This window comes from Streptomyces sp. NBC_00459 (assembly GCF_036013955.1).
Lineage (GTDB): Bacteria > Actinomycetota > Actinomycetes > Streptomycetales > Streptomycetaceae > Streptomyces.
In genome coordinates, this window is record NZ_CP107903.1 from 7,529,484 (window position 1) to 7,542,303 (window position 12,820).

At 71.5% G+C, this 12,820-nt stretch carries 11 protein-coding genes and 1 pseudogene; 5 read left to right on the plus strand and 7 right to left on the minus strand.

From position 1 onward, the window contains the following. Positions 1-126 precede the first annotated feature (126 nt). Positions 127-243: pseudogene (locus tag OHN74_RS33280) on the plus strand (carbohydrate ABC transporter permease); the annotation flags it as partial. A gap of 92 nt (positions 244-335) precedes the next feature. On the opposite strand, the gene OHN74_RS33285 reads toward OHN74_RS33280, so the two are convergent. The 3 genes from OHN74_RS33285 to OHN74_RS33295 all read right to left on the minus strand — a co-directional run bounded on the left by OHN74_RS33285 (position 336) and on the right by OHN74_RS33295 (position 3,537). Next, complete coding sequence (locus tag OHN74_RS33285; RefSeq protein WP_327698257.1) at positions 336-1,625, minus strand: ribonuclease D; 1,290 nt, start codon at positions 1,623-1,625, stop codon at positions 336-338. Positions 1,626-1,840: 215 nt separating this feature from the next. Next, positions 1,841-2,500, minus strand: coding sequence for a response regulator transcription factor (locus tag OHN74_RS33290; RefSeq protein WP_006380440.1), 660 nt, complete (start codon positions 2,498-2,500; stop codon positions 1,841-1,843). A 368-nt stretch (positions 2,501-2,868) separates the two neighbouring features. Beyond that, on the minus strand, positions 2,869-3,537 hold the full coding sequence (locus tag OHN74_RS33295) for a DUF3000 domain-containing protein (RefSeq protein WP_327698258.1): 669 nt from the start codon (positions 3,535-3,537) through the stop codon (positions 2,869-2,871). Positions 3,538-3,667: 130 nt separating this feature from the next. Here OHN74_RS33295 and hemE point away from each other — a divergent pair, with 130 nt between their 5' ends. Next, positions 3,668-4,762, plus strand: a complete 1,095-nt coding sequence (gene hemE, locus OHN74_RS33300) for a uroporphyrinogen decarboxylase (RefSeq protein WP_327698259.1) — start codon at positions 3,668-3,670, stop codon at positions 4,760-4,762. 18 nt (positions 4,763-4,780) lie between these two features. On the opposite strand, the gene OHN74_RS33305 is transcribed toward hemE, so the two are convergent. Then, entirely contained in the window at positions 4,781-5,599 is an 819-nt protein-coding gene (locus OHN74_RS33305; RefSeq protein WP_327698260.1) for a rhomboid family intramembrane serine protease, read from the minus strand. 124 nt (positions 5,600-5,723) lie between these two features. On the opposite strand from OHN74_RS33305, the gene OHN74_RS33310 reads away from it, so the two are divergent. Next, positions 5,724-6,056, plus strand: coding sequence for a hypothetical protein (locus tag OHN74_RS33310; RefSeq protein ID WP_319200062.1), 333 nt, complete (start codon positions 5,724-5,726; stop codon positions 6,054-6,056). A 117-nt stretch (positions 6,057-6,173) separates the two neighbouring features. Here OHN74_RS33310 and OHN74_RS33315 read toward each other — a convergent pair whose 3' ends face one another. Then, entirely contained in the window at positions 6,174-7,589 is a 1,416-nt protein-coding gene (locus tag OHN74_RS33315; protein ID WP_327698261.1) for an FAD-dependent oxidoreductase, read from the minus strand. A gap of 67 nt (positions 7,590-7,656) precedes the next feature. After that, positions 7,657-8,667, minus strand: coding sequence for a DUF4349 domain-containing protein (locus OHN74_RS33320; protein WP_327698262.1), 1,011 nt, complete (start codon positions 8,665-8,667; stop codon positions 7,657-7,659). Positions 8,668-8,884: 217 nt separating this feature from the next. On the opposite strand from OHN74_RS33320, the gene hemG reads away from it, so the two are divergent. Further along, positions 8,885-10,324 carry a protoporphyrinogen oxidase gene (hemG, locus tag OHN74_RS33325; protein ID WP_327698263.1) on the plus strand — a complete coding sequence of 480 codons (1,440 nt, stop codon included), beginning with the start codon at positions 8,885-8,887 and terminating at the stop codon, positions 10,322-10,324. Between the two features lie 4 nt (positions 10,325-10,328). Then, entirely contained in the window at positions 10,329-11,060 is a 732-nt protein-coding gene (gene hemQ / locus OHN74_RS33330) for a hydrogen peroxide-dependent heme synthase (protein ID WP_327698264.1), read from the plus strand. Between the two features lie 16 nt (positions 11,061-11,076). Here the strand turns inward: hemQ and OHN74_RS33335 are convergent, their stop codons facing one another. Next, complete coding sequence (locus tag OHN74_RS33335; protein ID WP_327698265.1) at positions 11,077-12,705, minus strand: alpha/beta hydrolase; 1,629 nt, start codon at positions 12,703-12,705, stop codon at positions 11,077-11,079. Between the last annotated feature and the right edge of the window lie 115 nt (positions 12,706-12,820).

A 12,820-nucleotide genomic window follows, 5' to 3' on the forward strand; every position in this document is an offset into this window, starting at 1 on the left:
GAGGAGCGGCGAACGTCACACGGCTTCACATGTTACCGCCGGTTACATGTGCGCGCCCGAAGGGCGCGAAGAAGCCTCCCGACACCTGGACGAGGCGCTGCCTGCCGGCGACTTCTCCATGCCTGCCTCTGTACGCCGTCCAAAGATCTTGGCGTGATTTCGACGTCCCTTTTCTGCTTCGAGAGCCTCTTCATCGCCCGGTGGCGGACGATCTCGGCGGGTGCGGTTCTGGTCGGCCTGCCCCGATCGCCTTCGAGCCGTCTTCGATCTGCGGCTCCGCCGGTGGGCGCGACCCGCCGCAACGGACCCGCCCCACTCGGCCGCACGACGGTCGGCTACGGCGCCTCGGCGGAAAGCGCCTCCACCAGAACCGGCGTCACCTGCTCCACCTGCCAGTCCCTGGCCCCGTACCCCGTAAGGGCCGCGGCCACGGAGCCGGCGTCCAAGGGAGTGGGCGGCTCCCAGCAGACCCTTCGCACCGTGTCCGGAGTGATCAGGTTCTCCTGAGGCATGTTCAGCCGCTCGGCCAGTGCGGAAACCCCGGCCCGCGCGGCGGACAGCCGGGCGGCGGCCACCGGATCCTTGTCGGCCCAGGCGCGCGGCGGCGGAGGCCCGGTCACGGGCTGCCCCGGCTGGGGCAACTGGGAGTCGGTGAGCGCCTTGACGCTGTCCACCGCCGCCTGCCACTGCTCCAGCTGCCGCCGCCCCATCCGATGCCCGAAGCCGGTCAGCCCGGCCAGCGCGTGGACATTGGCCGGCACGGCGAGCGCGGCCTCGACGATGGCCGCGTCCGACAGCACCTTGCCCGGAGAAACGTCCCGGCGCTGGGCGATCCGGTCCCGGGTCTCCCACAGCTCCCGTACGACGGCGAGCTGCCGACGCCGGCGCACCTTGTGCATGCCCGACGTGCGCCGCCAGGGGTCCTTGCGGGGCTCCGGCGGCGGCGCCGACGCGATCGCGTCGAACTCCTCGCGGGCCCACTCCAGCTTGCCCTGCCGGTCCAGCTCCTTCTCCAGCGCGTCCCGCAGGTCGACCAGGAGTTCGACGTCAAGTGCCGCATACCGCAGCCAGGGGTCGGGCAGCGGCCGGGTCGACCAGTCGACCGCGGAGTGACCCTTCTCGAGTACGAATCCCAGGACGCCCTCGACCATCGCGCCGAGGCCGACCCGGGGGAACCCGGCCAGCCGTCCGGCCAGTTCGGTGTCGAACAGGTGGGTGGGGACCATACCTATTTCGCGGAGGCAGGGCAGGTCCTGTGTGGCGGCGTGCAACACCCATTCCACGCCGCTCAGCGCCTCACCGAGGCCCGACAGATCAGGGCAGGCGACGGGGTCGATGAGGGCGGTGCCGGCGCCCTCGCGGCGCAACTGCACCAGATAGGCGCGCTGGCCGTAGCGGTAACCGGACGCGCGTTCCGCGTCGACGGCGACGGGGCCGCTGCCCGCGGCGAACGCGGCGATCACCTCGGCGAGCGAGTTCTCGTCGGCGACGACGGGCGGAATCCCGTCACGGGGTTCGAGGAGGGGGATCGGCGCCTGAGCCTCAGAAGATCCGTTGTCGTCCGGAGGAGCGCCTCCGGTGGTTCGCAGTGAGCTGTCTGCTGCGGTCTCTTGGGCTTCGGTCACCTGTCAAGGGTATCTGTGTATGGACGGCGCCCGCCGACGGAACGTTCCGTCGACGGGCGCCTTGGGGTCGTAAACCGGTCACGTGTCACACGTGTCAGTGAATTCCGTGGGTCATCTCGGTCAGGAGTGGTGGCGGAGCGGTCGTCGGCGGCCGGTCGCCGATGGTCGTTCGTCAGGGATCAGGGTCAGTGACCAGGTCAGGATCGGGCTCGGTGTCAGTGGATGATTCCGGTCCGCAGGGCCACCGCCACCATCCCGGCGCGGTCGCCCGTGCCGAGCTTGCGGGCGATACGGGCGAGGTGGCTCTTGACGGTCAGCGCGGACAGACCCATGGAGACGCCGATCGCCTTGTTCGACTGGCCCTCGGCGACCAGTCGCAGGACCTCGACCTCGCGTCCGGACAGCTCGCGGTAGCCGCCCGGGTGGCTCGGGGCACCCGGGGGGCGGCGGTGCATACGGGCGCCGGCGCCGATGGGGGCGGCGCCCGGCCGGCCGGGGAGTCCGATGTTGTTGCGGGTGCCGGTGACGACGTAGCCCTTCACGCCGCCCGCGAGGGCGTTGCGCACGGCTCCGATGTCGTCGGCGGCGGACAGGGCCAGGCCGTTGGGCCAGCCCGCGGCACGGGTCTCGGACAGCAGGGTGAGCCCGCTGCCGTCGGGCAGGTGGACGTCGGCGACGCAGATGTCGCGGGGGTTGCCGATGCGGGGACGAGCCTCCGCGATGGACGAGGCCTCGATCACATCGCGCACACCGAGCGCCCACAGATGGCGGGTGACGGTGGAGCGGACGCGGGGGTCGGCCACGACCACCATGGCGGTCGGCTTGTTCGGGCGGTAGGCGACCAGGCTTGCGGGCTGCTCAAGAAGAACGGACACCAGGCCTCCTGGAGTGCGGGACGGATCCGGTCCTGGGGGTGAAACCGGCTCGACCGTGCTTTCAAGGTCACAGAGGTCTTCGGCATCAAACCTGTGCTCCTTTAGAGAAAGATCACGATCTGGTGAGTAACAATCCGTGCAATTCGGACACGCGATCGATCATCCGAAGATCGAACGGTTTCGCTCTGCGTCGATACGCGGCCGAAAGTGGCCGTATCGACAAAGAGCTACTAAAGACGGCGTGCCGATACCGGGAGAAGGAAGGCGCAGGGAGGCGGCACAGAGGAACGGCCTTGCGGTCCCCGTACAGGGACCGCAAGGCCGTTCAGTGGGTCAGCTCAGTGGGTCGGCAGGTTTTCAGGGCGGGTTCAGCGGGACTGGGGCCCCCGCCGCTGCGGGAGCGTCACCACCGACGCGTCCCCGGGGCCGGCCGGTGGCAGGCCCGCGATCTGGGCGAGCAGGTCGCACCAGGAGGCGAGGTGGGACGCGGTGTCCGGGACGCCGCCGAGGCCCTCGCGGGGTGTCCAGGAGGCGCGGATCTCGATCTGGGAGGCGGCCGGCCGCTCCGACATCCCGCCGAAGTAGTGCGAACTCGCGCGGGTGACCGTGCCGCTGGCCTCGCCGTACGACAGCCCGCGCGCCTGGAGCGCCCCGGTCAGCCAGGACCAGCACACGTCGGGCAGCAGTGGGTCGGCGGCCATCTCCGGCTCCAGCTCGGCGCGTACCAGCGTCACCAGCCGGAAGGAGCCCTGCCAGGCGTCGTGCCCGGCCGGATCGTGCAGCAGGACGAGCCGGCCGTCGGCCAGATCCTCCTCGCCGTCGACGACCGCCGCCTCCAGTGCGTACGCGAACGGCGCCAGGCGCTGGGGCGCCCGCGTCGGCTCGATCTCGATCTGCGGCCTCAGCCGCGCGGTCCGCAACGCGTCGACAGCGGCCCGGAAGGGCAATGGAGCAGCATCCATCGCGTCCCGGTCCCCCTCCTTCGCGTCGTCCATTCCGCCAGTGCCGTCCGACAGTCGTCCCTGAGCCGCAGCCATGCGGGGAAGATTAAGGGGAACGGAGCCTCCGTGCGGGGAGGGACACCCGTGGGACGGGCCACAGTCCGGTGAGAGCCGTCGGGCAGGGCTGTCGGCGGGACTGTCGGTGGGGCGTGCGAGACTTCTGGTCGTGAGCGCGAACCAGAGCCCCGCGGGCCAGCAGCCGACAGCGACGTCCGCCGCCGTCAAGAACGACGCCGTGCAGGATTCCGCCTTCCTGAAGGCGTGCAGACGCGAGCCGGTGCCGCACACACCCGTGTGGTTCATGCGCCAGGCCGGGCGCTCCCTGCCCGAGTACCACAAGGTCCGTGCGGGCATCCCCATGCTGGAGTCCTGCACCCGGCCCGAGCTGGTCGCCGAGATCACCCTCCAGCCGGTGCGCCGGCACAAGGTGGACGCGGCGATCTACTTCAGCGACATCGTCGTCCCCCTCAAGGCCATCGGTATCGACCTCGACATCAAGCCCGGCGTCGGCCCGGTCGTCGAGAAGCCGATCCGCACCCGCGCGGACCTCGCCCAGCTCCGCGACCTCACCCCCGAGGACGTCCCGTACGTCACCGAGGCCATCGGCCTGCTCACCCGCGAGCTCGGCTCCACCCCGCTGATCGGCTTCGCCGGCGCGCCCTTCACCCTCGCGAGCTATCTCGTCGAGGGCGGCCCGTCGCGGACGTACGAGAACGCCAAGGCGATGATGTACGGCGACCCGAAGCTCTGGGCCGACCTCCTCGACCGCCTCGCCGAGATCACGGCAGCCTTCCTCAAGGTCCAGATCGAGGCGGGCGCCAGCGCCGTCCAGCTGTTCGACTCCTGGGCCGGCGCCCTCGCCCCGGCCGACTACCGCCGCTCGGTCCTCCCCGCCTCCCGGAAGGTCTTCAAGGCCGTCGAGGGGTACGGCGTGCCGCGCATCCACTTCGGCGTCGGCACCGGCGAGCTGCTCGCCCCCATGAGCGAGGCCGGTGTGGACGTCATGGGCGTCGACTATCGCGTTCCGCTCGACGAGGCCGCCCGCCGGATCGGCCCCGGCAAGGCGCTCCAGGGCAACCTCGACCCGACGGTCCTGTTCGCCTCCACGGAGGCCGTCGAGGCCAAGACCCGCGAGGTCCTCGACGCCGCGAAGGGCCTGGAGGGCCACATCTTCAACCTCGGCCACGGCGTCATGCCGAACACGCCACCGGACGCCCTGACGCGCCTGGTGGAGTACGTCCACACGAACACCGCCCGCTGAGTCGCCGGTCGGCGCCCGTCACCACGTGTGCCGTGCCTGCCTGCCCCACAGCAGGCGGCCCGGCTCGGGCGGCGGCGGGGTGCCGGCCCTGAGCGGCCAGGCGAGCAGCATGCCCGCGAGGAAGCCGACGACGTGGGCGGCGTACGCCACGGTGCCGGCCTCGGCGACGCCCTCGCCCGACGAGTACACCGCCTGCAGCACGAACCAGAAGCCCAGCACCAGCCAGGCCGGCAGCCGCAGCGGCAGGAAGACCAGGAAGGGCACCAGGACCCAGACCCTGGCTTTGGGGAACAGCACCAGATAGGCGCCCAGGACACCGGCGATCGCCCCGGAGGCGCCGATCAGGGGGTCGCCCGAGTCGGCGTTGAGAAGCGCGAAACCGTACGACGCCGCGTAACCGCAGACGACGTAGAAGAGCGCGTACCGCACATGCCCGAGGCGGTCCTCGATGTTGTTGCCGAAGATCAGCAGGAACAGCATGTTGCCCAGCAGATGCAGCCAGCCGCCGTGCAGGAACATCGCCGTGAACACGGAGAGCACGGGGGACTTGTCGTAGCCGGGCGGGCCGATCACACAGCCCGGCCCTCCGGTGCCGACACCGACGTCGCCCGTCGGCACCAGGCGCGGCAGTTGATGGTGGATCAACTCCTGTGGCACGGCGGCGTACTGGTCCAGGAAGGCCTGGAGATGGCACAACTGTGCCAGGCCGCTCTCGCCCGTCACCGAGCCCGCTGTGCCGGGCATGGAGAGGAACACGAGGACGTTGGCGGCGATCAGCGCGTACGTGACCCAGGGGGTGCGACTTGCGGGGTTCACGTCATGGACGGGGATGACCACAAGGAAGTACTGCCCGGGATGCGTCTCGCGAATCGGTGAACGCGGCTGTCCGTGTGTCCGTATCTGTCCTCAACGTCCGCGGCACGACGAAGGCGCGCCGCGGGGACGACGTGAGGAACAGGCGATGAACGACCGAGTTACTCCTCCGATGCAGTCGGTGCAGGCTCTGCCGAACGGCGAGGCCGAACTCGCGCTGGTGGTCCACCTGCCATGGGAGGACGTGGCCCGGCTCGGCCAGGAGGCGGGGCGGCTGGCCACGCAGATGCAGCGGCCGGTGTCGCTCGACGAGGCCGTGAGCCATCGGCTGCGGTCCAGTGGGCTCGGCGCCCACGCGAAGCCGGCCCAGGCTCAGCAGGCGCCGTCGGTCTCGGCGTCGGCGTCCGTGTCCGCGTTGCCGTCCCGGCCGCCGGGGGAGCAGGCTCGGCAGGCCATCGATCGGATCAACGGGACCGCGTAGCGCCATGGGGGTACCTGCGGATCGCCGGGTGCCGGCCGCCGTGGCTGGTCGCGCCCACGCGGCGGAGCCGCAAATCGATACAGCCCCGCGCCCCTGGGTGTGTGGCCTGCTCCCCTGTTAGGAAGTGCCCGCGCGTACCGCTGTGGTCGCTTTCCTGGCCGCTACCAGTACCGGGTCCCAGACCGGGGAGAACGGTGGGGCGTAGCCCAGGTCCAGGGCTGTCATCTGTTCGACCGTCATGGATGCCGTGAGGGCCACCGCCGCGATGTCGACCCGCTTCGCGGCGCCCTCGCGGCCGACGATCTGGACGCCGAGGAGACGGCCCGTGCGGTGTTCGGCGAGCATCTTCACCGTCATCACGGCCGCGCCCGGGTAGTAGCCCGCGCTGTTCGTCGACTCGATGGTGACCGACACGAACCGGAGGCCCGCCCGGCGTGCGTCCTTCTCCAGTAGGCCGGTGCGGGCGATCTCCAGGTCGCAGACCTTGCTCACGGCGGTTCCGACCACGCCGGGGAAGGTCGCGTAGCCGCCGCCCGCGTTCGCGCCGATGACCTGGCCGTGCTTGTTGGCGTGCGTGCCGAGAGGGATGTGCCGTTCCTGGCCGGAGACGAGGTCCAGGACCTCGACACAGTCGCCGCCGGCCCAGATGTTCTCGTGCCCGCGCACCCGCATCGCCAGGTCGGTGAGCAGGCCCCCGTGGTCGCCCACGGGGAGCCCTGCCGCCCGTGCGAGCGTCGTCTCGGGGCGGACGCCGATGCCGAGCACGACCACGTCCGCCGGATACTCGGCGTCCTCCGTGGCGACCGCGCGCACCCTGCCGTCGTCGCCGGTGAGCAGCCTGGTGACCTCGGCGTCGTTCACCATGGTGATGCCCAGGCCCTCCATCGCCTCGTGCACCAGGCGGCCCATGTCCGGGTCGAGCGTGGACATCGGTTCCTTGCTGCGGTTGACGACCGTCACCTCGTAGCCGCGCTTGACGAGCGCCTCGGCCATCTCCACGCCGATGTACCCCGCGCCGACCACGACCGCACGGCGGCCCCCGGTGGTGGCCAGGGTGTCCAGGAGCGCCTGGCCGTCGTCCAGGGTCTGTACGCCGTGCACCCCGGGGGCGTCCATGCCCGGCAGGGAGGGGCGGATCGGACGGGCGCCCGTGGCGATCACCAGTTTGTCGTACGACGTCCATGACTCGGCGCCCGTTTCCAGGTCACGGGCGCGCACCCGGCCGCCCGGGACGTCGATCTCCATGGCCTCCGTGCGCATGCGCAGGTCGATGTCACGGGCCCGGTGCTCCTCGGCCGAGCGGGCGATCAGCATGTCCCGGTCCGGGACGTCGCCGCTCACCCAGTAGGGGATCCCGCACGCCGAGTAGGAGGTGAAGTTGCCGCGTTCGAACGCCACGATCTCCAGTTCGTCGGGTTCTCTGAGCCGGCGTGCCTGCGACGCGGCGGACATGCCCGCCGCGTCGCCGCCGATCACCACCAGACGCTCGGTCCCACGCTTCGTGTCGCTCGTACGGCCGTCACTCATGCTCATACGAACACGCTACGGGGACCTGACATTTCACTCCTGGTCGGACCTGGTCGGCCAGGGGCAGCCGGAGTCAGTCCTGTTCAGCCTCCTCCGGGCCCTTCGACGGCACCGGAGGGGCCGTCGGCAGGGTCGCCGTCGGCGCCGGGCCCGCGGCTGTCACCGGGGCGCGGTGGTGCTCCCGGCGGGGACGGGCGAAGCGCAGCCACACGAACACCAGCAGGACCGCCACGGCGGCGAACGGCAGTACCGCGGCGAGGGCCACCACGATCCAGCGCAGCATCGACACGAACGCGTCCCAGCCGCCCGCGAGTGCGTCCAGGACGCCGGGGTCGTCGTTCTCCTCGGACGCCTCGGCCGGCTTCTCGGACAGGGAGAGGTTGATCGTGGCCAGGGAGGTGCGGTCCTTGAGGGAGGCCTGGCGGGCGAGCAGCGACTCCAGGTCGGCCTGACGGCGGCTCAACTCGCCCTCCAGGGTGACCACATCGGAGAGTTTGGTGGCCTTGTCCATCAGCTCACGGATGCGGTTCACGCTGGCGCGCTGTGTGGTGATGCGGCTCTCCACGTCGACGACCTGGTCCGTGACGTCCTTCGACTCGGCCTCCCGGTGCAGAAGCTTGCCGGTGCCCTCCAGGGCGGCGAGGACCCGCTCGTACTCGGCGACGGGCACCCGCAGGACGACGTCGGTGTTCTCGCCGCCCTCCTCCTCGTCCAGGGTCGTCGTCTCGCTCCCGACGAAACCGCCCGCGTTCGCGGTGACGGTGCGGACCTTGGCCAGGGCCTTCGACACGTCCTTGACCTGCACGGAGACGGACACGGTACGGATGATGTGCGGACCGGCGGCCGCCTGGGGCGCCGCACTGGCCTGGGCGCCCGGCTTGCTGTCGGACCCGGCCTGCTCCTCCAGGGCGCCCGCAGCGGCCTTGTCCGCACCGCCGTTCGAGTCGCTGGTCGTGCCTGCGTCGGCGCCCGTGCCGCTGCATCCGGTGAGCGCGAGGGCCGCGGCGAGGAGCAGGCCCGACAGGGCCTGAACAGGTCGTGCGGAGCGCCGTGTACGGCGCGGGTGTGTGTGCAGGGTGTTCATCTTGCGGATCCCCCCGAGGGCTGTCGTTGGACCGTCTTGGACGGTTCTGGACTGTCTTGGGACGTCGTGGTGCACGACTGACGTTCCTTCGACGCCCGAAGGGGTCGGGACGTTGGCCGGTTACGGTCCCGATGAGGTCACGGTCGGGACTCGTGCCGGACACCCGGGGGCGGCGGGCGCCGACGGGAGTGTCAGTGGGGTCTGGCAAGGTGGTGGCATGAGCGCAGTGGAGGCCCGCGCGGGTGCCGGGCATGTCGTCGTCATCGGGGGCGGGATCGCGGGTCTGGCCGCCGCACACCGGCTGCTGGACCGGGGCGTGCGGGTCACGCTCCTGGAGGCGTCCGACCGCGTCGGCGGCAAGCTCCTGCCCGGCGAGATCGCGGGCGCACGGGTCGATCTCGGCGCCGAGTCGATGCTCGCCCGCAGACCCGAAGCCGTCGCGCTCGCCCGCGAGGTGGGCCTCGACGACCGCCTCCAGCCGCCCGCCACCTCGACGGCCTCGATCTGGACCCGGGGCGCCCTGCGGCCGTTTCCCAAGGGACACGTCATGGGCGTTCCCGGCAATGCCTCGGCCCTGGCCGGTGTCCTCTCGGACGAGGGGCTCGCCCGTATCGGGCGTGACGCAGACCTGCCGCGCACGGAGGTCGGGGACGACGTGGCGGTGGGGGAGTTCGTCGCCGCGCGCCTCGGCCGCGAGGTCGTCGACCGGCTCGTGGAACCGCTGCTGGGCGGGGTGTACGCGGGCGACGCGTACCGCATCTCGATGCGCTCGGCCGTGCCCCAGCTCTTCGAGGTGGCCAAGAAGCATGTGTCCCTGACGGAGGGCGTGCGCGGCATCCAGGCCCGGATGGCCGCCGCTCCCCAGCAGGGCGGGCCGGTCTTCATGGGCATCCAGGGAGGCGTGGGCCAACTGCCGCTCGCCGTCGCGGAGTCGGTGCGCGCGCGGGGCGGCGAGATCGTCACCGGGGCACCGGTGACCGAGCTGCGCCGGACGGCCGGGACATCGGCGGCGTGGCGGGTCGTCGCGGGGGAGCGGGTGTACGACGCCGACGGGGTGGTCGTCGCCGTACCGACCCCGGTGGCCGCCGGACTGCTGCGCGCCGAGGCACCGGCCGCCGCCGCCGAACTCGCGGGCGTGGAGTACGCCTCGATGGCCCTGATCACCCTGGCCTACCGCCGCGGCGAGGTCAGCCTCCCCGAGGGCAGCGGGTTCCTGGTGCCGCCCGTCGACGGACGCACCATCAAGGCGTCGACGTTCGCCTCCCAGAAGTGGGGCTGGATCGCGGAGGAGAACCCGGACCTGCTGGTCCTGCGGACCTCCGTGGGGCGGTACGCCGAGACGGAGATCCTCCGGCGCCCCGACACCGACCTGGTGGCCGTCTCACGCCACGACCTCCAGGAGGCGACCGGACTGACGGCGGCCCCTGTCGAGACCCGCGTCACCCGCTGGGACGACGGCCTGCCCCAGTACCCCGTCGGCCACCACGCGCGCGTGGACCGCATCCGCGAACACATCGCCAAGCTCCCGGGACTCGCCGTGTGCGGCGCGGCGTACGACGGGGTCGGCATCCCGGCCTGCATCGCGAGCGCGTACGCGGCGGTGGACGCGCTGGAGGCCGACCCGGTGCGAAGCGCGACCGACGGAGCGGGAGAATAGGCACATGAGTGACGACGCCCCCACCACCGACGCGGCCCGCATCCCGAACAAGGGCAAGCTGGCCAAGGACCTCAACGAGGTCATCCGCTACACCCTGTGGTCCGTCTTCAAGCTGAAGGACGTCCTGCCCGAGAACCGCACGGGCTACGCCGACGAGGTCCAGGAGCTGTTCGACCAGCTCGCCGCGAAGGACGTGACCGTCCGCGGCACGTACGACGTTTCGGGGCTGCGCGCCGACGCCGACCTGATGATCTGGTGGCACGCCGAGACCGCCGACCAGCTCCAGGAGGCGTACAACCTCTTCCGCCGCACCAAGGTGGGCCGCGCCCTGGAGCCGGTGTGGTCGAACATGGCGCTGCACCGCCCCGCCGAGTTCAACCGCTCGCACATCCCCGCGTTCCTCGCCGACGAGACGCCCCGGAACTACATCAGCGTCTACCCGTTCGTGCGTTCGTACGACTGGTATCTGCTGCCCGACGAGGACCGTCGCCGGATGCTCGCCGACCACGGCAAGATGGCCCGCGGCTTCCCGGACGTGCGCGCCAACACGGTCGCCTCGTTCTCCCTCGGCGACTACGAGTGGCTGCTGGCCTTCGAGGCCGACGAGCTGTACCGCATCGTCGACCTCATGCGCCACCTGCGCGCCTCCGAGGCCCGTATGCACGTCCGCGAAGAGGTCCCGTTCTACACGGGACGCCGCAAGGAGATCGGCGAGCTGATCGCCGGTCTCGCCTGACGGCGCCACCGCTGCTTCAGGCTGCTTTTCCCTTGCCGGAACGGCCGCCTGGGGCCGCAGGCCGTGGCTCCGCGTGCGGGGCGCACTCCGCGTTCCGACCCGGCAGGCGGCCCACCAGCAGATACGCGTCCAGGTGGGCGTTGACGCACTGGTTCGGGCCGCCCGCGATGCCGTGCGTGCCCGCGCCCCGCTCGGTCACCAGGGCCGAGCCGGACAGCCGGCGCCGCAGTTCGAGCGCGCCCGCGTACGGTGTCGCCGCGTCCCGTTCGGCCGCCAGGATCAGTACCGGCGGCAGTTCACCGGGCCCGGTCCGCACGTCGAGGGGTGTCTGCCGGGGCTCCGGCCAGTAGGCGCACGGCAGATTCATCCACGCGTTGTCCCAGGTCTCGAAGGGCGCCGTGCGCGCGAGCCGCGTGTTGTCCCGGTCCCAGACCTGCCAACTCGTCGGCCAGGGCGCGTCGTTGCACTCGACGGCCGTGTACACGGCGTTGCCGTTCTCCGCCTCGACGGCCGCCTCCGTCACCGGTGCCGCCTGGTCGATCAGCGGCTGCGGATCACCCTTCAGGTAGGCGGACAGTGCGTGGGCGCGGTGCGGCCAGTAGTCGTCGTAGTACCCGGCCTGCAGGAACGCGCCCTGCAACTGCCCCGGCCCCACCTTCCCGCCGGCCGGCTCGGCGGCGAGCCGGGCCGCCGCCCTGTCGTAACTCCGCAGCACCGCCTCCGGCGTGGCGCCCAGCCCGTACACGTCGTCGTGCCGGGCGACCCACGCCCGGAAGTCCGCCCAGCGGCTCTCGAACGCGGCCGACTGGTCGAGGTTGTTGCGGTACCAGATCCCGGCCGGGTCCGGGTTCACCGCCGAGTCGAACACCATCCGCCGTACGTGCGAGGGGAACAGCGTCGCGTACAGCGCCCCGAAGTACGTGCCGTACGAAGCGCCCATGAACGTCAGCCGGTCCTCGCCGAGTGCGGCGCGCAGGACGTCCAGGTCACGGGCGTTGTTGAGGGAGTGGTAATGGCGCAGCGCGTCGCCCGAGCGCTCGGCGCACCCGCGCGCGTACGCCTTCGCCTCGGCGACCCGCTCCATCTTGTACGACTCCGACGGGTGCACCGGTGCCGGCGTGGGTCCCTTGAAGAAGAGCTTCGGGTCCTTGCAGGACAGCGGCGCCGACCGGCCCACCCCGCGCGGGGCGTATCCGACCAGGTCGTACGCCCCCGCGATGCGCTTCCACTCCGGGATGACACCGATCATCGGGAAGAACATGCCGGAGGCGCCGGGGCCGCCCGGGTTGTAGACGAGGGCACCCTGGCGCTCCACCTTGTGCTCGGGGTCGCGAGGGTTCTTGCCGGTCGCCTCGGCCCGGCTGACGGTGAGCTTGATCTGCTTGCCGTCGGGGTGCGCGTAGTCCAGCGGCACGGTGACGGTGCCGCAGCGCACGGTGTCCGGCAGTTCCTCCTCCTCCGCGCACTTGCCGAAGCTGATACCGGCCGCCCCGGCGCGCGCGGCGGCCAGCACGGAACCCCGGAACTCGGCCGAACCGGGACCTCCCGGTAGGCCGGGCCGGCCCGGGGCGCTGTCCGCCGGGGCGGCGGCCAGGGTGGTCAACAGCAAGGACCCGGCAGCAGAGTAGAGGGCGGCAGCTCGCATCGCGTATCCCTTCGGTGGCAACAGAAGGGATGTTTCGGGCGCCGGTAGGTGAAGGCAAGCACCGTCCGCCCGGTGTCGCCGCGAGCACTCCTATGCGCCCCCGCACACACCCCCG